The organism is Streptomyces kryoterrae (genome assembly GCF_054072135.1).
The window spans coordinates 473,287-496,367 of record NZ_CM133358.1; the positions used below are offsets into that span (position 1 = coordinate 473,287).

The 23,081-nt window shown below is 71.1% G+C and carries 23 protein-coding genes; 11 read left to right on the forward strand and 12 right to left on the reverse strand.

Translation table 11 applies throughout. The features are described from left to right. Nucleotides 1-8: 8 nt before the first annotated feature. Together ACW4TU_RS01590 and ACW4TU_RS01595 are read left to right on the forward strand one after the other, a co-directional pair. Nucleotides 9-479 carry a Zn-ribbon domain-containing OB-fold protein gene (locus ACW4TU_RS01590; RefSeq protein WP_457423817.1) on the forward strand — a complete coding sequence of 157 codons (471 nt, stop codon included), beginning with the start codon at nt 9-11 and terminating at the stop codon, nt 477-479. Further along, nucleotides 476-1,630, forward strand: coding sequence for a thiolase family protein (locus ACW4TU_RS01595; RefSeq protein ID WP_457423819.1), 1,155 nt, complete (start codon nt 476-478; stop codon nt 1,628-1,630). Before ACW4TU_RS01590 ends, ACW4TU_RS01595 begins: the two co-directional genes overlap by 4 nt. 186 nt (nt 1,631-1,816) lie before the next feature. Here ACW4TU_RS01595 and ACW4TU_RS01600 read toward each other — a convergent pair whose 3' ends face one another. Then, nucleotides 1,817-2,482, reverse strand: a complete 666-nt coding sequence (locus ACW4TU_RS01600; protein ID WP_457423821.1) for a TetR/AcrR family transcriptional regulator — start codon at nt 2,480-2,482, stop codon at nt 1,817-1,819. Nucleotides 2,483-2,622: 140 nt separating this feature from the next. Between ACW4TU_RS01600 and ACW4TU_RS01605 the strand changes: the two genes are divergently transcribed. After that, nucleotides 2,623-3,228, forward strand: a complete 606-nt coding sequence (locus ACW4TU_RS01605; protein ID WP_457423823.1) for a TetR/AcrR family transcriptional regulator — start codon at nt 2,623-2,625, stop codon at nt 3,226-3,228. A 44-nt stretch (nt 3,229-3,272) separates the two neighbouring features. On the opposite strand, the gene ACW4TU_RS01610 is transcribed toward ACW4TU_RS01605, so the two are convergent. The 4 genes from ACW4TU_RS01610 to ACW4TU_RS01625 all read right to left on the reverse strand — a co-directional run bounded on the left by ACW4TU_RS01610 (nt 3,273) and on the right by ACW4TU_RS01625 (nt 7,323). After that, nucleotides 3,273-4,694, reverse strand: a complete 1,422-nt coding sequence (locus ACW4TU_RS01610) for a 2-oxo acid dehydrogenase subunit E2 (protein ID WP_457423825.1) — start codon at nt 4,692-4,694, stop codon at nt 3,273-3,275. Then, entirely contained in the window at nt 4,691-5,713 is a 1,023-nt protein-coding gene (locus ACW4TU_RS01615) for an alpha-ketoacid dehydrogenase subunit beta (protein ID WP_457423827.1), read from the reverse strand. The genes ACW4TU_RS01610 and ACW4TU_RS01615 overlap by 4 nt, the downstream gene beginning before the upstream one ends. A gap of 5 nt (nt 5,714-5,718) precedes the next feature. After that, on the reverse strand, nt 5,719-6,759 hold the full coding sequence (locus tag ACW4TU_RS01620) for a thiamine pyrophosphate-dependent dehydrogenase E1 component subunit alpha (protein ID WP_457423830.1): 1,041 nt from the start codon (nt 6,757-6,759) through the stop codon (nt 5,719-5,721). A 96-nt stretch (nt 6,760-6,855) separates the two neighbouring features. Further along, nucleotides 6,856-7,323 carry a VOC family protein gene (locus ACW4TU_RS01625; RefSeq protein ID WP_457423832.1) on the reverse strand — a complete coding sequence of 156 codons (468 nt, stop codon included), beginning with the start codon at nt 7,321-7,323 and terminating at the stop codon, nt 6,856-6,858. 155 nt (nt 7,324-7,478) lie between these two features. Between ACW4TU_RS01625 and ACW4TU_RS01630 the strand changes: the two genes are divergently transcribed. From ACW4TU_RS01630 to ACW4TU_RS01645, 4 genes are all read left to right on the forward strand, one after another. After that, on the forward strand, nt 7,479-8,786 hold the full coding sequence (locus ACW4TU_RS01630; protein WP_457423834.1) for an aromatic ring-hydroxylating oxygenase subunit alpha: 1,308 nt from the start codon (nt 7,479-7,481) through the stop codon (nt 8,784-8,786). Beyond that, entirely contained in the window at nt 8,783-9,607 is an 825-nt protein-coding gene (locus ACW4TU_RS01635) for an SDR family NAD(P)-dependent oxidoreductase (protein WP_457423836.1), read from the forward strand. Before ACW4TU_RS01630 ends, ACW4TU_RS01635 begins: the two co-directional genes overlap by 4 nt. A gap of 55 nt (nt 9,608-9,662) precedes the next feature. Beyond that, nucleotides 9,663-11,399, forward strand: coding sequence for a PEP-utilizing enzyme (locus ACW4TU_RS01640; protein ID WP_457423838.1), 1,737 nt, complete (start codon nt 9,663-9,665; stop codon nt 11,397-11,399). 79 nt (nt 11,400-11,478) lie between these two features. Beyond that, nucleotides 11,479-11,793, forward strand: coding sequence for a putative quinol monooxygenase (locus ACW4TU_RS01645; protein WP_457423840.1), 315 nt, complete (start codon nt 11,479-11,481; stop codon nt 11,791-11,793). A gap of 45 nt (nt 11,794-11,838) precedes the next feature. Here the strand turns inward: ACW4TU_RS01645 and ACW4TU_RS01650 are convergent, their stop codons facing one another. Genes ACW4TU_RS01650 through ACW4TU_RS01665 form a run of 4 tightly spaced genes read right to left on the reverse strand, consistent with a single transcriptional unit; the run spans nt 11,839 to nt 14,827 of the window. After that, nucleotides 11,839-12,879: an NADP-dependent oxidoreductase gene (locus ACW4TU_RS01650; protein ID WP_457423842.1), complete on the reverse strand. Its 1,041-nt coding sequence runs from the start codon at nt 12,877-12,879 to the stop codon at nt 11,839-11,841. Nucleotides 12,880-12,883: 4 nt separating this feature from the next. Further along, on the reverse strand, nt 12,884-13,099 hold the full coding sequence (locus ACW4TU_RS01655) for a transposase (RefSeq protein ID WP_457423844.1): 216 nt from the start codon (nt 13,097-13,099) through the stop codon (nt 12,884-12,886). A 7-nt stretch (nt 13,100-13,106) separates the two neighbouring features. After that, nucleotides 13,107-13,409 carry a 2Fe-2S iron-sulfur cluster-binding protein gene (locus tag ACW4TU_RS01660; RefSeq protein ID WP_457423846.1) on the reverse strand — a complete coding sequence of 101 codons (303 nt, stop codon included), beginning with the start codon at nt 13,407-13,409 and terminating at the stop codon, nt 13,107-13,109. Between the two features lie 8 nt (nt 13,410-13,417). Beyond that, a complete protein-coding gene (locus ACW4TU_RS01665; RefSeq protein ID WP_457423848.1) occupies nt 13,418-14,827 on the reverse strand; it encodes an aromatic ring-hydroxylating oxygenase subunit alpha in 1,410 nt (469 codons plus the stop codon). Between the two features lie 363 nt (nt 14,828-15,190). On the opposite strand from ACW4TU_RS01665, the gene ACW4TU_RS01670 reads away from it, so the two are divergent. Genes ACW4TU_RS01670 through ACW4TU_RS01685 form a run of 4 tightly spaced genes read left to right on the forward strand, consistent with a single transcriptional unit; the run spans nt 15,191 to nt 20,036 of the window. Beyond that, nucleotides 15,191-16,333 carry a sugar ABC transporter substrate-binding protein gene (locus ACW4TU_RS01670; protein WP_457423850.1) on the forward strand — a complete coding sequence of 381 codons (1,143 nt, stop codon included), beginning with the start codon at nt 15,191-15,193 and terminating at the stop codon, nt 16,331-16,333. After that, entirely contained in the window at nt 16,318-17,859 is a 1,542-nt protein-coding gene (locus ACW4TU_RS01675; RefSeq protein ID WP_457423853.1) for a sugar ABC transporter ATP-binding protein, read from the forward strand. The genes ACW4TU_RS01670 and ACW4TU_RS01675 overlap by 16 nt, the downstream gene beginning before the upstream one ends. Nucleotides 17,860-17,886: 27 nt before the next feature. Continuing rightward, nucleotides 17,887-18,981 carry an ABC transporter permease gene (locus tag ACW4TU_RS01680; RefSeq protein WP_457423855.1) on the forward strand — a complete coding sequence of 365 codons (1,095 nt, stop codon included), beginning with the start codon at nt 17,887-17,889 and terminating at the stop codon, nt 18,979-18,981. A gap of 11 nt (nt 18,982-18,992) precedes the next feature. Beyond that, the gene (locus ACW4TU_RS01685) at nt 18,993-20,036 is read left to right on the forward strand and encodes an NAD(P)-dependent alcohol dehydrogenase (protein WP_457423857.1); all 1,044 of its coding nucleotides are present in this window, start codon (nt 18,993-18,995) and stop codon (nt 20,034-20,036) included. A 155-nt stretch (nt 20,037-20,191) separates the two neighbouring features. Here the strand turns inward: ACW4TU_RS01685 and ACW4TU_RS01690 are convergent, their stop codons facing one another. The 3 genes from ACW4TU_RS01690 to ACW4TU_RS01700 are packed head-to-tail and all read right to left on the reverse strand — an operon-like array spanning nt 20,192 to nt 23,079. Beyond that, on the reverse strand, nt 20,192-21,043 hold the full coding sequence (locus ACW4TU_RS01690) for a ThuA domain-containing protein (RefSeq protein WP_457423859.1): 852 nt from the start codon (nt 21,041-21,043) through the stop codon (nt 20,192-20,194). A 3-nt stretch (nt 21,044-21,046) separates the two neighbouring features. Next, the gene (locus ACW4TU_RS01695; protein WP_457423861.1) at nt 21,047-21,811 is read right to left on the reverse strand and encodes an SDR family NAD(P)-dependent oxidoreductase; all 765 of its coding nucleotides are present in this window, start codon (nt 21,809-21,811) and stop codon (nt 21,047-21,049) included. A 29-nt stretch (nt 21,812-21,840) separates the two neighbouring features. Beyond that, nucleotides 21,841-23,079 carry an acyl-CoA dehydrogenase family protein gene (locus ACW4TU_RS01700; RefSeq protein WP_457423863.1) on the reverse strand — a complete coding sequence of 413 codons (1,239 nt, stop codon included), beginning with the start codon at nt 23,077-23,079 and terminating at the stop codon, nt 21,841-21,843. Nucleotides 23,080-23,081: the final 2 nt, after the last annotated feature.

The window sequence follows — 23,081 nt, forward strand, 5'->3', positions numbered from 1 at the left end:
GACGAATCATGACCACCAGGCTCATCGACGAGTCGCTGTTCGAGAACCCCGAGAACCTGAACAACCCTGAGAACCCGAGGAACCCTGAGTTCGGCGACGGGGATCCACCGCGTCTCGCGGGCGCCCGCTGCTCCGGGTGCGGCACCGTCGTCTTCCCCCGGCAGGACTCGTGCCCCAGGTGCTCGGACGGGTCGATGTCCACACACGTACTGCCGGTGAGCGGGCGCGTGTGGTCGTGGACGCGCCAGGCGTTCGCGCCGAAACCGCCGTACCGGGCTCCGGCCGAAGGCCACCGGCCGTACCACGTGGGCTATGTGGATCTCGGCGAGGTGCTGGTCGAGGCGCTGTTGGCGGTTTCCCACGCGGAGATCCGGATCGGTCTGCCGGTGCGGCTGACCACGGCGCCCGCGTACCGGGACGAGGACGGAACCGAGGTGGTGACCTTCGCGTTCCGCCCCGAACGGGACGGGGAGCGATGAGCCGGCGCGACGACGTGTACGTGGTCGGATGCGGGATGCGTCCCTTCGGCCGCGACGAGAGCGTCACCGGAATGGACATGGCCGAGCATGCGATACGCGAGGCGCTGACCGACGCGGGTGTCACGTGGGAGGACATCGGTTACGCGGCCGGCGGGTCCGACGTGTCCGGCAAGCCCGACACCCTGGTGGGCCGCCTGGGCCTGACCGGCGTGCCGTTCGTCAACGTGCAGAACGGCTGCGCCACCGGCGCCTCCACCGTGCTCGCGGTGGCCAACGCGCTGCGCGCGGGCGAGGCGTCCCTGGGACTGGCGGTGGGGTTCGACAAGCACGAGCGGGGCGCGTTCCACGTCTCCGCGGCCCGCTACGGCCTGGGCGAGTGGTACGCCGAGACCGGCATGATGCTGACCACCCAGTTCTTCGCGCTGAAGACCCAGCGCTACCTGTACGAGCACGGGATCTCGGAGCGGGCCCTGGCGATGGTCGCCGCGCGCGCCTTCCGCAACGGCTCGCACCACCCCCTGGCCTGGCGGCGCAAGCCGCTCACGGAGCAGGAGATCCTGGACTCCGCCGAGGTCAGTCCCCCGCTCACGCAGTACATGTTCTGCTCGCCCGGACAGGGCGCGGCGGCCTTGGTGCTGGCACTCGGCGACCGTGCGTTCGACCTCTGCGAACGACCGGTGAAACTGGCCTCGCTGGCCTTCCGGACCCGGCGGTTCGGTTCGTTCGAGGTGTTCTCGCCCTGGCTGCCGCCGGGACCGCACCACAGCCCGAGCATCGACGCCGCCGAAGCCGCCTTCCGTACGGCGGGGGTGCGGCCCTCCGACGTACAGGTCGCCCAGTTGCAGGACACCGACAGCGGCTCGGAGCTGATCCACCTGGCGGAGACCGGGCTGTGCGGCCACGGCGAGCAGGAGGATCTGCTGGCCGCCGGGGTCACCGACCCCACCGGCCGGATCCCGGTCAACACCGACGGCGGCTGTCTGGCCGGCGGCGAGCCCGTCGGCGCCTCCGGGCTCCGCCAGTTCCACGAGGTCGTACGACAGTTGCAGGGCCGCGCGCCCGGTGTACAGGTGCCGGGCGCTCCCCGGGTGGGCTTCACCCATGTGTACGGGGCGCCGGGCATCAGCGCGTGCTCGGTCCTGACGGTGTGAGGAGCGGCGGCGAGGCGCTTGGACTCCGGCCAAGGATCCCGGTCCACCGGTCTCCGAGACGGCGTTCAACGCGCTGCCCCGGAAGCTCGCGACCGCGGCCGCGGGTATGGGCGGCCCCGCCGCGCCCCGCTGGAGGACGCGGACGCCCCGGTCCGGCCGGCGTCCCTGGTGAACCGGTGTGCCGCCTCAGGTCAGTGACGTGGCCGACTCCGCCGGCCTCTGTTCTGTGGCGACGATGCGCAGGGCCAGCGCCCTGACCGCCTCCAGGACTGACCGGGGGGGCAGTTGGGACAGCGGGCCGCCCTCCGCTCGCAGCGCGGTGACGAGCATGGTCGTACTGATCAGTGTGCGGACCGCGAGCGCCTGGGCCGCGTGCCGGGCCTTCGCCGCCCGGGGGCTGCGCGTGGTGCCCTCGGGCAGATAGTCGTAGCCACGCTGGATGTGCCGCTGCTCGAACTCGTCCCGCAGCACCTTGACGTTGCCGTTGGCGGAGGCGACCTGGACCTGGTAGAGCCGGGCCTCGTCGGGGTTCTGCTCCACCCACTCCCATACCGCGTCGATGACGCGGACCAGGCCCTCCGCGTCACCCGGCTCGGACTCCGGCCGGGCCGCCTCCACGACCGCGTTCAGCTGGTCGAAGACCCGGCGCATGGCGAGTTCGAGGAGTTCGTCCTTGCCGTCGAAGTGGTAGTAGACGGCCGTGGGCACCACCTGGGCCTCGTCGGCGATGTCCTGGATGCTGGTCTCCGCGAAGCCGTTGCGGCCGAAGACCCGCACGGCGGCGGTGATGATGTGCTGCCGCCGCGAGGGTCGGTGGGCGGGCTGCTTGCCGTTCTTCGTGGTGGCCATCATGCTCCCTGCCGACTGCGGTGAACCCACGTGCGTGAGCCCAGCGTACTGATCAGTGTATCCAGTAACTTCCCCGGGCCGTCCCCGTAATTCCCGCTGCTCATTGGCCTCCGGGGTCCCAAGGTCCCGGCATACTTGACAGCATGACGACATCCGGAACGCGCGCCGCTCACCGTCCCTCGCGCAAGCAGTGGGTGATCGAGGCGGCCACGGAGTTGTTCGCCACGCAGTCGCCGGACGAGGTGACGGTGGCCGACATCGCCGCCCGGGCCGAGATGACCTCGGCGGCGGTGTACTACCACTTCTCCTCCAAGGACCAGGTCCTGGCGGCGGCCATGCGGGCGTTCGCCGCCGCGCTGCGCGAGCAGTTGGAGGCGATCACACAGGCTCACGCACCCGGCTCGGACATCGGAGCGTCCGTCACCACGCTGCTGGCCTGGATGGGCGAGTACCGGTCCGCCGCCACCGTGTTCTTCGTGTCGTCGGCCGGTATGAGCCAGGACGCGGAGGCGCTCCGCCAGGAGAGCCGTACGGAGTTGCTGGAGGAGCTGGTGCGGCTGATCCGCAAGGCCCGCACGTCCGTCGCCGACGCCGAGGCGGCGGTGATCGGCCTCGGCCTGCTGGCGCTGCTGGAGACCGCGGCGATCTCACAGGTCCGGGGTGACGACGTGTACCGGTCGTTGGGGCACCGCTCCTTCGTCCGCGAGGTCGGCGATCTCGCCGAGCGGATCGCCGACCCGGCCACCTAGGCCTCACGGACTTCGGACACTTCGGATACTCAAGGCACTGCGGATCACACCAGCAGGCGGAGCGGCTTGCTCAACAACTCGCCGACCGTGCGCAGGTATTCGGCGGCCGGCGCACCGTCGACGGCACGGTGGTCGAAGGTGAGGCTCAGGGTGAGCACCCGCGTCCGCAGTGGCCGGTCGTCCGCCCACTCGACACCGTCCCTGAGCCTGCCCACCCCGAGGATCGCGACATTGCCGGGGTTGATCACGGGGGTGAAGAAGTCGACGCCGTAGCCGCCGAGCGAGGTGACGGTGAAAGTGGCCCCCTCCAGCTGGGCGGGGGAGATCCGCCCCTCTCGCGCGGCCTGGGCCAGAGCCTTCGACCGGCGGGCGATCTCGGGGAGCGGCAGCGCCACCGCGTCCTCGATCACGGGAACCATGAGGCCGCCGGGAACGGCCACGGCGAAGCCCAGGTGGATGCCGTCGAGCAGATGGACGCCGTCCTCCCGCACCGTCGCGTTGAGCAGCGGGTGCTCGCGCAGGGCCAGGGCGGCGGCCTTCAGCAGGAAGTCGTTGAGGCTGGGCATGGGCAGTTCGCTGTCGGCCCACTCCTCCTTGAGGCGGTCCCGCAGGGACACCACGGCGTCCATCCGCACCTCGTAGCCGTGCGTCAGCTGGGCCATCTCCTGGAGGCTGGCGTGCATCCTGCGGGCGATCGTGCCGCGCATCCCGGTGAGCGGGAGGATGTCGCCGGGCTGCGGAGCCGCCGCGTTACGGCGGACAGGCGCCGGCGCCACGGCGTCGAGGTCGGACCGGCGGATCCGGCCGCCGGGCCCGGTGCCGTTCACCGCGGAGAGGTCGATGTCCCGTTCCTTCGCCAGCTTGCGGACCAGCGGCGAGGAAGGGGTACCGCCCGGCGCGACCGGAGCGACGAGGTCGACGGGGAGCGTCGCGAGGAACTCCTCCACGTCCTCGGAGACGATCCGCCCGCTCGGCCCCGTGCCGCGTACGGCGGTGAGGTCGACGTCGGCGGCCGAGGCGACCCGCCGGGCGTTGGGTGAGGACAGCAGACGGCCACCGGTGCCGTTGACGGCGGGGACCGCGCCGGTGCCGGTGCCGGTGAAGGCGGGCAGGACGCCCGTACCCGCACCGCCGCCGTTCAGGGCGGGCTCGGTGGCCGTAGCCGCGCCGGACCCGGACCCGGCGGGCATCGGCGTACCCCCCGGGTCCGGTGGCTGCTCGCCCTCGGCGAGCAGCCAGCCGATGAGTGCCCCGGCCGGCAGGGTGACGCCCGCCGGGACCACAGGATGGAACAGTCCCCCGGCCTCCGCCTCGACATCCACGTCGACCTTGTCGGTGGCCAGCCGCAGCAGCGCGTCGCCCTCCGCGACGGCCGCGCCGGTGGACACCAGCCATTCGTCGATCGTGCCTTCCTGCATGGTCAGGCCGATCTTCGGCAGCAGAACCTCGACCGCCACGTCGGTCACGACCTTTCGAGGAGACGCCGGCAGCCCTGGGCGATGCGGGCGCGATCGGGCACGTACGCCTTCTCCAGGACCGGGGAGAAGGGGACCGGCGAGAAGGGGGCGCCGATACGCAGGACCGGCGCGTCGAGGTAGTCGAAGACGACGTCCTGGATCTGGGCGGCGATCTCCGCTCCGAGCCCGCCGAAGGTGACGGCCTCGTGCACGACGAGCACCCGGTTGGTGCGGCGGACGGAGGCGAACATCGTCTCGGTGTCCAGCGGCTGCACGGTCCGGGGATCGATCACCTCGATCTCCACGCCCTCGGCGGCGAGCTCGTCGGCCGCCGCGAGGGCCTCCCCCACCATGCGGCCGAGGGCGATCACAGTGACGTCGGAGCCCTGCCGCGCGGTGTGCGCCTGCCCCAGCGGGATGCCGTAGATCTCCTCGGGCACCTCGCCGGTGCTGCCGAGCAGGACCTTGTTGAGCATCACCACGACCGGGTTGTCGTCCCGGATGGCCGAGACGGTCAGGCCCTTGGCGGTGTACGCGTCGCTCGGCATCACCACCTTGAGGCCGGGCACATGGGCCAGCCAGGCCTCAAGGCTCTGGCTGTGCTGGGCCGCCGCGCCGAGGCCGGCGCCGGAGGCGGTGGTGATGGTGAGCGGCACGGACAGCGCGCCGCCGAACATGTACTTCATCTTGGCCGCCTGGTTGACGATCTGGTCGAGGCAGACGCCGATGAAGTCCATGAACATCAGGTCGACGACGGGTCGCAGACCCCGGGCGGCGGCTCCCACGCCGAGGCCGACCAGGGCGGCTTCGGAGATCGGGGTGTCGATCATGCGGCGCGGCCCGAACTCGTCGAGCAGGTTGTCGAACATGCGGAACACTCCGCCGTATCCGGCGACGTCCTCGCCCGCGACGAACACGTTCTCGTCCTCGCGCATGGCCTGCGCGAGGCCCTCGTTGAAGGCCTTGACGTAGGTGAGTTTGCGCGTGGCGACGGCCGGCGCTTCGTTGGTGGTGGTCGTGACGGTCATGGCGGTCATCCCGAGTAGACGTTGAGCAGCAGGTCGGCGGGGTCGGGCAGCGGGCTCGCCTCGGCGTACGCGATGGCCGCGGCGATCTCGTCGCGGGTGCGCTGCCATACGTCGTCCAGCTCCGCGCGGGTCGCGGTGCCGTCGGCGACCGCGCGGGCCTCGATCAGGTCGATGGGGTCGCGGGTCCTCCACTCGGCGACCTCCTCGTCCGAGCGGTAGGGGTGCCGCAGCCCCTTGACGCCCTGGTGGTCGAAGAAGCGGTAGGTCTTGGCCTCGATCATCATCGGGCCCGCCCCGGACCGGGCCCGTTCGACGGCCTCGACGGCGGCGCGGTGGACGGCGACCGCGTCCATGCCGTCGACGATCACACTGGGCATGCCGTAGGCGGCGGCCCGGTCGGCGACGTCGGTGAGCAGCATGTGCCCGGACTGCGGGGTGAACTCGGCGTAACCGTTGTTCTCGCAGACGAAGACCACGGGCAGGCCCAGGATCGCGGCCATGTTGGCGCCCTCGTGCCAGGCTCCGATGTTGGTGGCGCCGTCACCGAAGAAGGTCACGGCGACGTTGTCCTCGCCTTTGTAGCGGGCGGCGAAGGCGGCGCCCACGGCGATCGGGACGCCGGCTCCGACGATGCCGTTGGCGCCGAGCATGCCGCGGGTGAGGTCGTTGATGTGCATGCTGCCGCCGCGGCCGAGGCAGGCGCCGGTGACCCGGCCGTACAGCTCGGCGTACATCTCGCGGAAGCCGACACCCTTGGCCACGGCGTGTCCGTGGCCGCGGTGGGTGGAGGTGATCTGGTCGTCGTCGCGCAGGGCTGTCATCACGCCGGCGGCCACGGCTTCCTGGCCGACGTAGAGGTGCAGGAATCCGGGCAGCTTGCCCGCCTCCATGAGTTTGCCCGCCTCGGTCTCGAACAGCCGGATGCGCACCATGCGCTCGTGCAGGTCCTTGATGACCAACGGGCTGATCTGTTCGTTGACGGGCGGGTTTGCCTGCGGGTTGTCCTGCGGGGATTTCTTCGACGCCGTTGACGCTCGTTGAGCCATCGTCCGCCCCTTCGTCCGAGGGAGGTTGCCAAGCAATCAGACTTACTTGTGCTGGTCTACAGTAACCAGCATCGGGCACCTTACTGAACAGCGTCTCTAATTACTATGCCCCGGACCCGGGTTGCCGCCCAGGGTGTCCACCAACTCCACGGCGTTGCCCTCCGGATCCGCCCAGAAGCTGATCCGCCGGCCGCGCGCGAGGACGACGACCGGGTCCGACAGAGGCCGGGCGCCCGCGGCGGCCAGCGCCGCCACCACCGGGTCCAAGTCATCCAGATGGAAGGTGAGATACGCCAACCCCGGACGCCCGGCCAACAGGGGCGGCGCATGCGCCGAGACCGGGACCGACCCCTGGTCCGACCGGGGAAGGATCAACTTGACGCACCCCCCGGAGGGCACCCGCAGCCAGACCACCAGGAGTTCGCCGCCGAGCCCGGCCGGGCCGCCGACCGACTCCGGTACGCGTGAGCGGCGCTCGACCCGACAGCCGATCACGTCGCAGTAGAAGCGCTCCATCAGCGGCACATCCCGTACCACCACTCCCACCTCGAACGGCAGGGTCATGACCATCACACCCACCCCCATGGAACACCGGGCGACGACTTCGACACTTTCTATTGACAGAGCACACTAAGTCCTGTTGTCGTTTCGGACACAACCCAGCCGTCGCATTCCGAAGCCGGTCACCGGCTCGCGGCTGGAAGGATTGTGAGGACATCGTGGTCCAGACCAGTTCGCCGGAGATTCGGGAACCAGGTACTGAGCGCAGGTCGCCGGCCCCGGCCCCGTCTGCTGCCCCGACCCCCGAATACTCGTCGTGGATCAGCCAGGACCGGTCCACCGACGCGGCGTCCGAGACGATGCGGCGGGAAGCCGCCGAGCTCGTCGAGCGGGTGATGGCGCACTACCTCGCCAACACCACGCACGAGGCGGACGGCCAGTGGACCGAGCCCGTGGCCAACTACCTCGACGCCGACCGCTGGCAGCGCGAGACGGACGCCGTCCACCGGAGCGTCCCGCTGCCGCTGGCCATGTCAGCCGAGCTGCCCGGGCCGAACACCTACAAGGCGATCGACGTGCTCGGCATCCCCGTGCTGATCACCCGCGACCGGCAGGGCACCGTGCACGCGATGATCAACGCGTGCCGGCACCGGGGAGCCAAGCTCCTCGAACCCGGCTGCGGGGTCTCGAAGCGGATCACCTGCCCGTACCACTCCTGGTCCTACGACCTGGCCGGGGAGCTGCGGGGCGTGTACGCCGAGAAGACCTTCGGCGAGGTTCCGCGCGAGGGCCGCAGCCTCATCAGGCTCCCGGCCGGGGAACGCGCGGGCATCGTCTTCGTCTCACTGGACCCGGCGGCCGAACCCGACCTGGACGACTGGCTGGGCGATCTGCTGCCGCTGCTCGAGGGCCTCCGGCTGGCGGAGTGCCACCACTACTCCACCAGCGCGCTGACCAGTCCCAACTGGAAGGTCACCCTCGACGGGTATCTGGAGACCTACCACTTCGCCTCGCTGCACCCGAAGACGGTGTTCGAGACGAACCTCTCCAACATGATGGCCCACGACACCTGGGGCCCCCACCAGCGCATCGCGCCGGCCCTGCGCCCCATCGCGCAGGCGGTCGAACTGCCGCCGGACCAGCGGGACCCCGGGGAGTGTGTCGGCCCCATCTACTGGCTCTTCCCCGGCCTCGCCATCGCCGGCGGCTGGCGCCAGAAGATCGCCGTTTCCCTGGTGCTCCCCCGGACGGCGACCGAGTCGGTGACCCAGCAGATCATCCTGCTGCGCGAACCGGCGGTCACCGACGAGGAACGCCAGACCGCCGACAAGTTCGGCGAGTGGTTCCACGAGGTGGTCCGTGACGAGGACTACGCGACCACCTACGGAGTCCAGCAGGGTCTCAAGGCCCTCGCCGGGACCGATTTCGTCTTCGGACGCAACGAGCCCGGACTCCAGCACCTGCACCGCACCATTCACCAGCACCTGGACAGTGGCGTCACAGCAGCCCCCAGAGCCGCCAGGTGAGCAACCAACAAGACTCGCGGGAGAACACCATGGTGGCTACGGGCAGCCTCGACGGACGTGTCGCGGTGATCACGGGCAGCACACGCAGTATCGGCCGCGCCATCGCCGAGGCCTTCCTGGCCGACGGCGCCACGGTCGTCGTCAGCGGCCGTTCGGAGGTCAAGGGCAAGCAGGCCCTGGAGGAGATGGGCGCCCGGGACCGGGCCGTCTTCCACCCCTGTGACGCGAACAGCCAGGAGGACATCGAGGGCCTCGCCGACTTCGCCGCCGAGCGCTTCGGCAGGCTCGACATCTGGGTCAACAACGTGGGCGGCAGCTCCGGCTTCGCCCCGATCCACCAGCTCAGCGACGAGGCGTGGCACGACGCTCTCAACCTGAACATCAACGGCTACTTCTACGGCACCCGCCGGGCACTGCCGAAGATGCTGGAGGGCGGCTGGGGCCGCATCATCAACATCTCGTCGGTGGAGGGCAAGCAGGCCAACAAGCCCGCGATCAGCCACTACATCACCAACAAGCACGCCATCCACGGCCTGACCAAGGCGACCGCCTTCGAGTACGGCACCCAGGGCATCACCTGCAACGCCATCTGCCCCGGCGCCGTCGACACCGACCTGATGCGCGCGGCGGGTCCGGCCGCGGCGGAGGCCGAGGGCATCTCGTACGAGGAGTGGCTGGGCCGGTTCGCCGAGCATGCCGCCACCAAGCAGATCACCACGGTGGAGCAGGTCGCGGCGGTCGCGGCGCTGCTCGCGAGCGAGGCGGGCGCGGGTATCACCGGCACGCTGATCAGCGTCGACGGCGGTACGGCACAGTGGTAGGCGGGGCAGCGGCAGTCGGGGCAGGCGCGGGTACGGACGGCGGGAGACCTCGGTCATGAAGAGCTGGATCACGGACTGGCAGCGCAGTGAGCGGCTGCCGCACTACACCCGGGCCAACGCGGGCGAGACCCTGCCGGACCCCGCCAGCCCGCTGGGCTGGACCCTGGTCTGGGGGCGCGGCCTGCAGGGCTGGCGCAACGGCTTCGTCGGGTTCGGCATCTACCGCGAGGAGGAGGTGGCCGGCCCACGGCCGCCGTTCGTCGGCATGTTCGGCGGCCACTTCTATCTGAACCTGTCCCACATGCGCCTGTTCGGCATCCGCATGGGCCAGACGGCGGACCAGATCGACGCGGCCTTCGTCGGCCAGCGCTCCGACACACCGGTGTACGTGGCGCATCCGGACGACCAGGACGAGGAGCTGACCGGTAAGGCGGGCGCGACGCTCGGGCGGATGCTCGGCCAGACCGGCTTCCCGGAGGCCGACGCGGACCGGGTCCGGCTGCGCGCCCTGCGCCACTCGCGCCCCGATCTGACACAGCTGTCCGACGCCGAACTGGTGGCGTACGCACGGTCGTTGCTGGACGAGGTCGAGACGACCTTCCAGCGGCACGTCGAGTCGTCACTGCCCGCGTCCGTCGGACCTGCGATCCTGGGCCCGCTGTGCGCGAGCGCGGACCGCCCCGGCGCCATGCTCGACCTGATCGGCGGGCTCGGCGACGTCGACTCCGCCTCCCCCTCGACGGGGCTGTGGACGCTGTCCCGCCAGGTGGCGGCCTCGGCCGAGCTGACCGCGCTGTTCGACCGGGGCACGGCCGCGGTGGAGCAGGCGCTCGACGCCGCGACCGGGGACCTGAAGGCGTTCCGTGACTCCTTCGAGGAGTTCCTCGCGGAGTCCGGCGACCGCGGCCCCAACGAGTGGGACATCCACGCGCTGTCCTGGGAGGCGGCGCCCGTCCAGGCGCTGGCCCTGGTCGACCGGATCCGGCACAGCGCCGACGACGACTCCCCGGCCGCCCGCCGAACGCGGCTCACCGAGGGGCGCGAGCGGACGGCGCGGGAGATCCGGGCCGCGCTGCCCGAGGAGACACAGCCCATGTTCGACGCCGGCATGCACGCCTCCCAGGTGTGGATCCCGGCCCGCGAGCGCACCAAGGCGAACTGCGTCACCGTCGTCAACGAGATTCGTATGGCCGTACGGGAACTCGGTCGCCGCGGGGTCGAGGCGGGGATCTTCGACCGGCCCGAGGACGTGATGATGCTGCTGGACACCGAACTCGACGACTATGTCGCCGCCCCGGAGACCTTCGGTCCCGTCATCGCACAGCGGCTCGAGGAGTATGCGGGCCTGTACGAGCTGGAGCCGCCCTTCTTCGTCGCCGAGGACGCGCAGACCGAGGTCGACACCTGGCCGCGCCGCTCCGAGGAGCGGACCCCGGCGGCCGTCGAGGGCGACGTGCTCGGCGGTGTGGGCGGCAGCCACGGCACGTACACCGGCAGGGTGCGGGTGGTCACCGACCCGGCCTCGTGCGAGGCGCTGGAGCCCGGCGAGGTGCTGGTCGCGCCGATCACGGACGCGGCCTGGACCCCGCTGTTCCTGGTCGCCGGCGCGGCCGTCGTGGACGTGGGCGCGCTCAACAGCCATGCCGTGGTGGTCTGCCGTGAGCTGGGTATCCCGGCCGTGATCTCCGTCGAGAGCGGGACGCGACGGCTGCGGGACGGCATGGTGATCACGGTCGACGGCGAGCGGGGCACGGTCACCGTGGACAGTGTCCCGGTGCCGCTCGGCAGCTGAGTACTCCGCGGGCCCGTCGCTGCTTTCCCCGTCAGCGGCGGGCCCGCGGTCACGACCGCGAAAGGAACGCGTGACTCCCATGGCTGAGGAAATCATCGTCGCCGGCTGGATGGACTACGAGCCCGGCGACCGCGGCACGATGCTGGAGGCCCTGGTCGAGCTGGGCCGGCGGACCCGCGAGGAGGAGCCGGGCTGTCTCGACTACGCCATGACGGCGGACCCAGGCGATGACCGCCGTATCCGGGTGTATGAGCGGTGGGTCTCGCAACTGGCCCTCGACGAACACTTCGACACCCCGCACATGAAGGAGTTCAGGGCGGCGTCAACCGGGCTGACCCGGGTGGGCGTCTCGTTGCAGGTCCATACGATCGCCGGGTCCCGGCCCATGCGTTGAAACGGCTGAGACGGCGTCCCCATCGGGGACGCCGTCTCAGCCGTTTCAGCCGCCCAACCGCACCAGCATCTTGCCGACGTTGCCCCCGCCCAGCAGGGACAGCAGCGCCCCTGCGGCGTTCTCCAGGCCGTCCACGACCGTCTCACGCGCGGTGATCCGGCCCTCGGCGAGCCAGCCCGCGACCCGCTGCTCGAACTCCGGTCGCAAGTCGTCGTGGTCACGGACGATGAAGCCGCGCAGGGTCAGCCGCTTGAGGACCGCCTGGATCAACTGGTTGATGTCGGCGGACCGTTGGCCGGCCGGCCGGCCGCCGCCGAACTGCGACATCATGCCGCACAGGGCGACCCGGCCACCGGTGCGCAGCGCGTGCAGCGCGGCGGCGAGCTGCTCACCGCCGACGTTGTCGAAGTACACGTCGATGCCGTCGGGTGTCAGTCGGGCCAGCGCTTCGCGCATCGGCTCGGCACGGTAGTCGGCGGCGTCGTCGTAGCCGAACTCCTTCACCAGCAGGGCGCACTTGTCGGGCCCTCCGGCGGTGCCGACGACGCGGTCCGCGCCCAGCAGACGCGCGAACTGGCCGGCGGCGGTGCCGACGGCGCCGGCCGCCGCCGAGACGAGCACGGTGTCGCCGGGGCGCAGCTCCGCGATCCGGGTCAGACCCACGTAGGCGGTGAACCCGGTCTGCCCGAGCAGGCCCAACCAGGTGGGCAGCGGGGCGAGCCGGGGGTCGATGCGGCCCGCGCCGTCGGTGTCGGCCGCGTCCAGCACGGCCCGCTCCCGCCAGCCGAGCTGGTGGCGTACGTACGTGCCTGGCGGCACAGAGTCACAGCGGCTCTCCTCCACGACGCCGAGGGCGCGGCCGTCGAGCGGCGAGCCCGGGGTGAAGTTGTGCGTGTAGTGCTTCTCGGTGCTCTCCAGGCGCCCGCGCATGGACGGGTCGACACTCATGTAGAGGTTGCGCACGAGCAACTGCCCCTCGCCCAGGGGTGGCAGTGGGCGTTCCTCGACGGCGAAGTCGGTGGTGAGCGGTTCTCCGGCGGGCCGGCGCACCAGACAGACCACCCGGGTCGTACGAGGCGGCGTCACGGGATCACTGCTCCGGCTGCGGGGGCGTACGCCGCTGGGCGAGGCGGCCGACCCAGCCGGCCATCTGGAGGTCGGCGTGGCGCAGTTCGCCCGACTGCCAACGGGCCTGGAAGTCGAACACGCCCCGCGCCCCGGTCCCGGGATCGGTGACCTCGACCAGTCCGTCCTCGGTGAGCCGGTACACATGCCCGGTGAGCGGGTGGATCACTTGCTTGGACACGGGGGCCTCACTCCTGCACTCGGCGGCGCACGCCGCGCTTGGTCACGGTCACCGGGCCCTCGACCCGGAGCCGGCAGGCGAGCCGGGTCAGGCCGTCCACCGGCCTGCGCAGGGCCTCGATGCCCTCGCGTTCCAGCGGGCCCACCGGGGAACAGTTCTCCGCGCCCTCCTCCACCTGGACGAAACAGGTACGGCAGGTGCCCTTGCCGCCGCAGACGGTGGGCCAGCGGTAGCCGAGTCGCTGGGCGGCACTGAACAGGTCCTCGCCGTCGAGGACTTCGAGCTCCTCGCCCAGGGGCCTGACCGCCACCCGGTGGGTCACTTCTCCATCCACTGGTCGAGCGTCCGGTTGAAGTGGCGGATGCGGCTCTCCTGGTAGTTGGCGAGCGTGATGCCGGGCTTGCGCATCGCCTTCAGGCCCTGCTGGACATAGGGCAGGTTCTCGCAGTCCTGGTCGAAGACCGGCCCGAGCACGCCGAGTTCGGGGATGTCGGCGAAGAGCATGTCCTCCGGCACCCAGCGGATCTTCGCCGGCGGCGGCATCTCGCCCGGCTGCTTCGGGGACGACATGAAGATGATCTCGGCGGTGCAGGAGTCCGGGTCGAGGCCGTTGGGCCTGAACCGGTAGATGATGTTCGACTTCGCGCCGCCCCAGGGGTTGAAGTTGGGGAACAGCAAGTAGTTGATGGCGTCCATCAGTTCGGTGTCCGGAGTCGTCGAGAAGTCCTGCGTCGAGGTGGCCGCCAGCTGTGCCCGCATCCGCTCGGCGAGGACCTGACGGGCGGTGCCGCCGGGCGGGACCGCCGGCATTTCCTCGCCCTCCCCCATCACCAGGTCGCGGCCCTGGGCGGCGGCGTAGAACGCACGCGAGTCGTAGAAGGTCTCCAGGACGTCCTGCTCCGTGACGGAGTCCGCCACGTGCGGGCTGGGCGCGCCCTGGATGTTGATCATCCGGTTCCAGTTCGGCTGGTCCGCCATGACGTCGTACTGCGAGTTGGCGTCGGCGAGCCACGGCAGCATCTGCGGGTGGGTGGCGATCACATGGAAGGACTCGATGAACGCGTCCTGGGCGACCTTCCAGTTGCAGGGCAGCACCTTGGCGATGTGCAGCGACTTGTAGCGGTTCTCCAGCGGCCAGATGTAGTACTCGTCGAAGGTGCCGCGGTAGCTGTCGAAGGACTCGGCGTACGGGTCCATGTTGATGAAGACGAAGCCGCGCCAGGTGGCGACCCGCGCCTCGGGGAGGGCGAACTTCTCCGGGGTGACGTGCGGGAAGTCCCAGGCGCAGGGCGGGGTCTGCATCGTGCCGTCGAGGTTCCAGGCGAAGCCGTGGAACGAGCAGCGGAACTCGCCGACGTTGCCGCCGCCGGTACGCAGTTTGCGGCCGCGGTGCAGGCAGACGTTGACGTAGGCACGGATCTCGTCGGGGGCCGTGCGGACCACGATCAGGGAGTCGTCGCCGATCTCGTAGATCTCGTGGTCGCCGACCTCGGGTATCTCGCTCTCCAGGCAGGCGAACTGCCACACGCGCCGCCAGACCTGCCGCATCTCGCGTTCCGCCCACTCGCGGGACGTGAAGCGGGCGGTGTCGATGTCCTCGCTGCCCAGGTGGTCGTTCCGCTCGAACCGCAGGGCGGGGGGAACGGGGCGGCTGTCCTGGTCGAGGTAGTCCTGGACGGTGGGCCCGGGGCACCGTGCGGTGGCCGGCTCCGATGTTTCGTCCATCATCTCTCCTCTGGCAGAAACTTTAGAGTGAGTGTAGTTACCAGTCACGGTCTGGAGCAACACTCCTGCCGGTGACGAAGCCCGCTCCCCCCGAGCTCATGACGCGATTCCAGCACATTCCTGGAATTTCTCGCGGCAACCCTCTCCCCAAGCCCGCTGGGGCATGTCACACTCCGACCCACTTGAGGCTGTAGTGCCTCAAAAGTTTCTCGTCCTGGGACGATCTCTTTCCGTCCCGGCCCGGCACCGCGGCGTTCCCGCCCGGAGCACCACAGAATCGGTCCGCCTGACCGAGCCGACCGCCGCGAACGCGCAAGCGACGCGGGTCTCGGCAGCGCAGGCGACACACCTCGGGAGTACTCAACGATGAGTTCCAGACCCCGCCGCGCGGTCCGCCGCGCCCTCACCGCGATCGTCCCCGTCACCTCCCTGCTCACCCTGGCGGCATGCGGCAGCGGTACCACCCCCGCCGCCGACTCCACACAGGCGGCGGCAGCAGGCTCCCCCGGCCTGACGGCGGCCCGCGCGGCCCTGGCGACGTTCTCCGAGCGCCCGGCCGCGATCTCCGTGACCCAGCCCGTCGGCAAGCCGATCCCCAAGGGCAAGAAGATCGACTTCATCCTCTGCGGCGTCCAGTCCTGCAAGGATCTCGCCGACTTCTTCACCGAGGCCGCCGGGGAACTCGGCTGGCAGGTGAAGCAGATCGCCACCCAGGGCACCCCGGAGTCCGTCCAGGCCGCCTACGAGCAGGCCCTGCGCGACAAGCCGGACGCCGTCATCGCCTCCGGCTTCCCGCGCGCCGTCTACGCCAAGCAGCTGGCCCAGCTGAAGGCCGCCGACATCCCCGTCGTCCAGTCGAACGCCGACGACGTGCTGGGCGACGGCATCTCCCTGCTGAAGAACGGGCCCGACGACGTCGGCATCCAGGGCGAGATGCTCGCCTCCTGGGTGGTGTCGAACAGTGGAGCCAAGGCGGACACCGTCTACTTCGATCTGCCGGCGTACACGATCCTCAAGCCCGTCAAGGACGCCTTCGCCGCCAAGTACAAGGAGTGGTGCGCCGGTTGCGGGCTGGACAACGTGGACGTGCCGATCACCTCGGTGGGCAAGGACATGCCGGACCGGGTGGTGTCGTACCTCCGCTCGCACCCGAAGGTGACCCATGTCGTCTTCTCGCTGGGTCTGCTCAACGTGGGCGTGCCGGCCGCGCTGAAGACCGCCGGCGTCACCGGCAAGCACATCGTGGTCAACGTCGGTGACGCGCAGAACTACCAGTACATCCAGAGTGGTCTCACCGACGGCGCGATGGCGCTGAACTCGCACGAGACGGCGTGGCTCCAGGCCGACGCGCTGGCCCGGCACTTCACCGGCCAGTCCATGGACGTGGACCAGAAGGCGGCGCTGCCCAACCTGCTCGTCACCAAGGACAACCTGCCCTCGGCCGACGGCGACTTCCCGATCGTCGAGGACTACCAGAAGCAGTTCAAGGCGCTGTGGGGACTGAGTTGACCGGGCCCGAGCGGACCGGACCGGTGCTGCGGGTGGCCGCCCTGTCGAAGAGATTCGGCGGCACCCAGGCCCTCCAGGACGTCGACCTGGAGGTCGTGCCCGGCGAGATCCACGCCCTGATCGGGCCCAACGGCTCCGGCAAGTCCACCCTGATCAAGATCCTCGCCGGCTACCACCACGCGGAGCCGGGCGCGGTGGCCGAGCTCGACGGCGAGCCCTTCGACCTCGGCCAGGTCACGGCCTCCCGCCACGACCGGCTCCGCTTCGTCCACCAGGAGCTGGGGCTGGTGGGCGAGTTGAGCGCCATCGACAACCTCGCCCTCAGTCACGGCTTCGCCCGCACGGCCCTCGGCAACATCCGCTGGCCGGAGATGGAGAAGCGGACGACCGCCCTCGTCGAGCGGTTCGGCCTCGGCATCGACGTACGCCGGCCCCTGGCGACGGCGACCCCCGTCCAGCGCACGGTGGTCGCCATCGCCGCCGCGCTCCAGGGCTGGGAGGGACGCCGCGGTGTCCTGGTGCTCGACGAACCCACCGCCGTACTGCCGCCCGGCGAGGTGGCCCGCCTCTTCGACATCGTGCGGGAGGTCCGCGACGCCGGCGCCGGTGTGCTGTACGTGTCGCACCGGATGGACGAGATCTTCGCGCTCGCCGACCGGGTCACCGTGATCCGCGGCGGGCGCCGGATCGCCACCCGCCCGGTCGCCGAGCTCACTCCGCGTTCGCTGGCGGAGCTGATGGCGGGCGAGGAGATGGAGACCGACCACCGTCCGGCGCCTCCTTCCGATGTCGCCGCCGAACCCGTACTGGAGGTCCGCGACCTGTGGGCCGGACCTCTCCAGGGAGTCGGCTTCGACCTGGCCAGGGGTGAGCGCCTCGGCATCACGGGCCTGGTCGGCTCCGGCCACGAGATCGTGCCGTACGCGGTGTGCGGGGCCCACGCCGGGCGGGTCAGCGGCAGGCTGCGCCTGCCGGAACGCTCCGAGCGGTGGACCGAGGCGCGTGACGCCGACGGACTGGGCCTCCCCCTGGTCCCGGCGGACCGGGCGGGCGAGGGGGTGATCGGCGACTTCTCCGTCGGCGAGAACCTCACCCTGCCGCTCCTGGACCGGCTGCGCGCCCGCTCCGGGCGGCTGCGCCGCCGCCGCGAGTCCGCCCTGGCGGAGGACTGGATCCGGCGGGTCGGCGTGCGCACGGCCGGACGCGGGGCCCGCATCACCACGCTCAGCGGCGGCAACCAGCAGAAGGTCGTCATGGCCCGCTGTCTGGCCCAGCGCCCGCCCGTACTGACGCTGTGCGAGCCCACCGCGGGCGTGGACATCGCCACCCGCCTCCAGCTGTACGACCTGATAGAGCGTCAGGCCGACGAGGGCATGGGCGTCATCGTGTCCTCGTCCGACACCCAGGACCTGCTCGCGCTGTGCACCCGCGTCCTGGTGGTGCGGGACGGCCGGATCGCACGGGAGATCAGCGGCCGGGACATCACCGAGTCCGCCCTCGTGCACGCCATGGAAGGAACCGAGTGACATGAGCCCTGGAAGGAACCGGCTGACATGACGTCCACCCCGACCCGGGCGGCGGAGCTCCCGCCGTCCGCACCGGAGAGTTCCGCGGTGTCCGCACCGGAAGCAGCGGTCCGACGGGCGGTTGCCGCCCTGTCGTTCCGCAACATCGGCGCCGTGTACGTGTGGCTGGTCATCGTCGTGCTCTTCTCCGTGTGGGCGCCGGACACGTTCCCGACCGCCATCACGGTCAAGCAGGTACTGAACGGCAACTCCGTCGCGGGGCTGGTGGCACTCAGCGTCGTACCGCCGCTGGCCGCGCGGGTCTTCGACCTGTCGATCGCCTACACCATGTCGCTCACCAGCGTGCTGACCGCGCATTTCATGGTCTCCACGGGCCTCGGTCCCGGCGCGGCCATCGCCCTGGCGATGACCGCCGCGCTGCTGATCGGAGTCGTCAACGGCATCGTGGTGGTGGTTCTGCGCGTCGACTCGTTCATCGCCACCCTGGCCACCGGCGCGCTGATCCAGTCACTGATCACCATGGTCACCAACGACAGCTCGATCACCGGTGTGCAGCTGCTCGCCAAGCCCTTCGCGAGCATCGCCCAGCTGGACGCGGGCGGCATCACCCTGCCCGTGCTGTATCTGCTGGTCGCCGCCCTCGCCATCTGGTTCCTGCTGGAGCACACGGCCACCGGGCGCCGGCTGTACGCGACCGGGTTCAACGCCGACGCGGCCCGGCTGCAGGGCGTGCGCACCGACCGGCTGCGCTTTCTGACCCTGATGGCGTCCGCGCTGCTCTCCGGTTTCGCCGGCGTCGTCTTCGCGTCCTCGGTCGGATCGGGATCGCCGACCGCCGGCACCCCGTATCTGCTGTCGGCCTACGCCGCCGCGTTCGTCGGGGCGACCCAGTTGCGCGCGGGCCGCTTCAACGCCTGGGGCACGGTCCTCGCGGTTCTGCTGCTCGGCACGGGCATCACGGGACTCGGCCTCGCCACCAGCGCGCAGTGGGCCACGAGCCTGTTCACCGGCTCGGTCCTCATCGTGGCGCTGGTCCTCACGGGCGGCCGGATCGCCCTGCCCTCCGTACTGCGCCGCCGGACGGGGACCCGGCCGGACACGACCACCAGCAAGGAGAGTTGAGGATGTCGAGGATGAGGGCTGTTCAGTACCGGCGGGTCGGGCACGCCCCCGAGGTCGTGGAGGTGCCGGTGCCCGAACCCGGCCCGGGCCAGGTGCTGTTGAAGGTGACGGCGGCGGGGATCTGCCACTCCGATCTGGCGGTGATGGGCTGGCCCGAGGAGCAGTTCCCCTACGCCCTGCCGATGGCCCTCGGTCACGAGGGTGTCGGGACGGTCGCGGCGGTGGGCGCCGGTGTCACCGTCGTGGCGGAGGGCGAGGCGGTGGCGGTCTACGGCCCAGCGGGCTGCGGGCGCTGCCCCAAGTGCGCCGAGGGCAAGGAGAACTGCTGTCCGTACGCCGCCGGACTCGGCATCATGCCGCCGGGGCTCGGCTCCCCCGGAGCCCTGGCCGAGTACATGCTCGTGGACTCGGCCCGGCACCTGATTCCGCTGAACGGACTCGACCCCGTGCAGGCCGCGCCCCTCACCGACGCCGGGCTGACCCCGTATCACGCGATCCGCAGATCTCTGCCGAAGCTGCTGCCCGGCAGTACGACGGTGGTGATCGGCGTCGGCGGTCTGGGCCACATCGCCGTGCAGCTGCTCCGCGCGCTGACCCCCGCCCAGGTGATCGCCCTCGACGTGAGCGGGGAGAAGCTGGAGCTGGCCGGCAAGGTGGGCGCCCACGAGACGCTGCGCTCCGACGGCGAGGCGGCCGCACGGATCCGGGAACTCACCGGCGGTACGGGCGCGGAGGTCGTCCTGGACTTCGTCGGAGCCGAGGCGACACTCGCCGTCGCCGCCGCGTCGGTGGCGGTGGAGGGCGATGTCACCGTCGTCGGCCTCGGCGGGGGCACGCTGGCCGTCGGTTTCGGGGGCGGGCTGCCGTTCGAGGTGTCGGCGTCCTTTCCCTACTGGGGCAGCAGGCCGGAACTCATGGACGTCCTCGCCCTCGCCCGGCAGGGGCTCGTGTCCGCCCACGTCGAGACCTTCACGCTGGACCAGGCTCCTGAAGCGTACGAGCGGCTGCACGCGGGGGACGTCAACGGCCGCGCGGTGGTGCTGCCGCACGGTTGAGCGCGGCACGGGGGCCCAGCGACTGTTTCGCCCCCGCCGCCCCTACCCGTCCTCGGGGGCGCTGCCCCCGAACCCCCGCTCCTCAAACGCCGGAGAGGCTGATTTTCAGCCCGTTGGGGGTCCCCCCTCTGGGGGAGTTTGAGGACGAGGCCCCTTCAGGGCCGAAAGCGGGGGTCTGGGGGCGCAGCCCCCAGGGACGGGACGGGTAGGGGCGGCGGGGGCGAAAAACCGCCGCCCGCGACCCCCCGCTCCACACACCGCCGCAGCACCGTCAGGAACTCCGGTGTCCGCCAAGGCCCCGCATCCACCCGCCCGGTGTCGCCCACACCCAGGTCCTGCATGTCGTAGCGGCCCCGGCAGTGGCCGAGGGTGAAGTAGCAGACCTCTCCGCGACCGTGCCGCTTGAGATACAGCACCGGTCTGGGCGCGTTGTCACGCGCCGCCGTGTCGCCCTCGGCGAAACCGCGGCACGGCCCCGTGTACTCGGCGTGCAACAGCACTTCCAGCTCCCCGTGCAGCTCGCACACGTACAGCTCGTCGGTGACCGTGAACGGTCCGATCCCGGCGACCAGCGGATGGTCGGGCCGGGTCACCCGCACCTCGTACGGCGCGATCGGCGGGTGGGCGAGGAACTGGCTGCCGAGCACCTCGGCCAGCTCCCCGAGGAGCCGTGGAGTCGTGAACACGCGCGGCCCGTCACCCGTCGACGAGTCGGTCACCTCGATCACCGAGTTCGTGCCGTGCAGGGCGAGCCAGCGCCCGCCCCGCTCGACGAACCGGGCCAGTGCGGCCCGTTGCGCCGGGCGGGGCCGGACGTCGCAGGTGTAGGTGACCAGCAGGTCGGCCCGGTCGAGGGCGGCCACACAGTCGTAGTCCTGGTACACCGTGGTGCGCACCCTCGGATGTTCTCCGAGCAGCTCCAGCAGCCGCAGCCGCGCGTGGTCGAAGTCGTGCCAGCGACCGCCGCAGACGAGCACGGCGTCCAGGCGGCCTGCCGGGCCTGCCACGGCTCAGTACTGGACGCGGGTGAGCAGCCCGCCGTCCACCACGAGGTTGACCCCGACAACGAAGGAGCCGGTGCGCCCGAGCAGGAACGCCACCGCGGCGGCCACGTCCTCCGCGGTGCCGTAGCGGCCGATCGGCAGCTTGGCGAGCACCTCCTCGTACACCTCCGGGCGGCTGGTGCGGATGGTCTCCCAGGCGCCGCCGGGGAAGTCGATCGGGCCGGGCGAGACGGTGTTGACGCGGATGCCCTTGGGCGCGAGGGAGTGCGCGAGGGCCGAGGCGTGCTGGACGACGGCAGCCTTGAGCGCGGAGTACGAGTTCGCGCCGGCCGGGCGAGCGGTGTCGGACGCGTTGGTGGTGCCGATGGCCACGACGGCGGCCCGGTCGGAGGCCTCCAGGTGAGGCAGGGCCGCGTCGACGAGTCCCGCGAACGGGATCAGATCGCCGCGCAGGCTGGCTTCCCAGGACTCGGGGCCCTTCACGTTGCCCGCCGACACGTTGGACACCAGCAGGTCGAGCCCGCCGAGTTCACCGGCCGCCCGCGCCACGAAGCCCGCGAGCGCGGCCGGGTCGGTGACGTCGACCGCCTCCGCGAACACGGTGGCTCCCTCGCCGCGCAGTTCGGCGGCTGCCTTGGCCAGCCCTTCCTCACCCCGGGCACACAGGGCCAGTGCGCAGCCCTCGGCCGCCAGAGTTCCGGCGATCGCCCGGCCGATGCCCCGGCTCGCACCGGTCACCAGCGCCTTCGCGCCTGTCAGTCCCAGATCCATCGATGTCACTCCTTCGTGAGATGAGTCTTCTAGTTGCCGGGAAGCTGCGAGAACGGCGCCCGGTCCACCCGTGGCTCCGGTGGCAGCTTCAGCACCCGTTCGCCGATCAGGTTGCGCTGGATCTGGTCGGTGCCTCCGGCCAGCCGGTAGCCGGGGGCGCCGAGCAGATGCTGGGTCCAGGCGAAGGTGCCGGGTTCCCCGGTGTCGGCGCTGATGCGCGCCCCCATCAGTTCGGCGGCGACCTGTCCTGTGCGGGTGAGCAGGTCGGAGGCCATGAGCTTGGTCAGCGACGCTTCGGGCCCCGGTCGGCCCCCGGCGGCGCTCGTCCTGGCGACGCGGTCGACGGTGGCCGCGCGCAGGGCGGCCCGTACGTACAGGTCGGCGAGACGCTGACGGACCAGCGGGTCTCCGGTGCGGTCGAGGGAGCGGGCGAGCGCCAGCACGTCGGCGAAGGTCCCGCCCTTGCGGCGGTTGCCGCTTCCGGAGGCGGTCCGTTCGAAGGCGAGGGTGGTGGTGGCGACCTCCCAGCCCTGGCCCGGGCGCCCGATCCGGAGCCGGTCCGGCACGCGTACGCCACTGAGGAAGACCTCGTTGAAGGAGGCGCCGCCGCTCATCTGCCGGATGGGGCGCACCTCCACTCCGGGGGCGTCCATCGGGACCAGGAACGCGGTGATGCCGGCCTGTTTGACGACGTCCGGGTCGGTACGGGCGAGCAGCAGACCGTAGTCGGCGAACTGGGCGCCCGAGGTCCACACCTTCTGACCGTCGATCACCCACCCCTCGCCCTCCCGCCGGGCGCGGGTGCGCACGCCCGCGAGGTCGGATCCGGCACCCGGCTCGCTGAAGAGCTGGCAGGCCAGCAGGTCGGTGCGCAGGAACGCACGGGCGTACTCGTGGAGTTGTTCGTCCGTCCCGAACAGGGAGACGGCCATCGCGACCAGCCGGACAGTGACGCTGATCAGCTCGGTGGAGGGCGGCACCTCGAAGGCGGACTCCTCCTGGGCGAAGACGGCCACATGGGCGGCGGTCAGGCCCGCGCCGCCCTTGTCCACGGGGAGGGTCAGCGCCTGGTAGCCCGCGTCGAAACGGGCCCGCTGGTAGACGCGGCAGCGCTCCAGCAGCAGGCGTTCCTCGTCCTCGGGAAGGTTGTGGAACACGGCGAGGTCGGCGGCCTCCGCAGCGGACTCCGGCGCTCGCGCCGGTTCGAGCACGGTGGCCAGCCACTGCCGGACCTGTGCGCGCCATGCGTCCGGATCGGGCTGGGACATGG

Coding starts and splice junctions, on each gene's coding strand:
- ACW4TU_RS01625 (WP_457423832.1), bottom strand. CDS start 7,323: ATGACCCTGCCGTTCGAGGTGGGAGTGGTGGTACGGGATGTGCCGCTG.
- ACW4TU_RS01695 (WP_457423861.1), bottom strand. CDS start 21,811: ATGGATCTGGGACTGACAGGCGCGAAGGCGCTGGTGACCGGTGCGAGC.
- ACW4TU_RS01670 (WP_457423850.1), top strand. CDS start 15,191: ATGAGTTCCAGACCCCGCCGCGCGGTCCGCCGCGCCCTCACCGCGATC.
- ACW4TU_RS01680 (WP_457423855.1), top strand. CDS start 17,887: ATGACGTCCACCCCGACCCGGGCGGCGGAGCTCCCGCCGTCCGCACCG.
- ACW4TU_RS01590 (WP_457423817.1), top strand. CDS start 9: ATGACCACCAGGCTCATCGACGAGTCGCTGTTCGAGAACCCCGAGAAC.
- ACW4TU_RS01600 (WP_457423821.1), bottom strand. CDS start 2,482: ATGATGGCCACCACGAAGAACGGCAAGCAGCCCGCCCACCGACCCTCG.
- ACW4TU_RS01700 (WP_457423863.1), bottom strand. CDS start 23,079: ATGTCCCAGCCCGATCCGGACGCATGGCGCGCACAGGTCCGGCAGTGG.
- ACW4TU_RS01595 (WP_457423819.1), top strand. CDS start 476: ATGAGCCGGCGCGACGACGTGTACGTGGTCGGATGCGGGATGCGTCCC.
- ACW4TU_RS01640 (WP_457423838.1), top strand. CDS start 9,663: ATGAAGAGCTGGATCACGGACTGGCAGCGCAGTGAGCGGCTGCCGCAC.
- ACW4TU_RS01685 (WP_457423857.1), top strand. CDS start 18,993: ATGAGGGCTGTTCAGTACCGGCGGGTCGGGCACGCCCCCGAGGTCGTG.
- ACW4TU_RS01615 (WP_457423827.1), bottom strand. CDS start 5,713: ATGACCGTCACGACCACCACCAACGAAGCGCCGGCCGTCGCCACGCGC.
- ACW4TU_RS01665 (WP_457423848.1), bottom strand. CDS start 14,827: ATGATGGACGAAACATCGGAGCCGGCCACCGCACGGTGCCCCGGGCCC.
- ACW4TU_RS01645 (WP_457423840.1), top strand. CDS start 11,479: ATGGCTGAGGAAATCATCGTCGCCGGCTGGATGGACTACGAGCCCGGC.
- ACW4TU_RS01605 (WP_457423823.1), top strand. CDS start 2,623: ATGACGACATCCGGAACGCGCGCCGCTCACCGTCCCTCGCGCAAGCAG.
- ACW4TU_RS01620 (WP_457423830.1), bottom strand. CDS start 6,759: ATGGCTCAACGAGCGTCAACGGCGTCGAAGAAATCCCCGCAGGACAAC.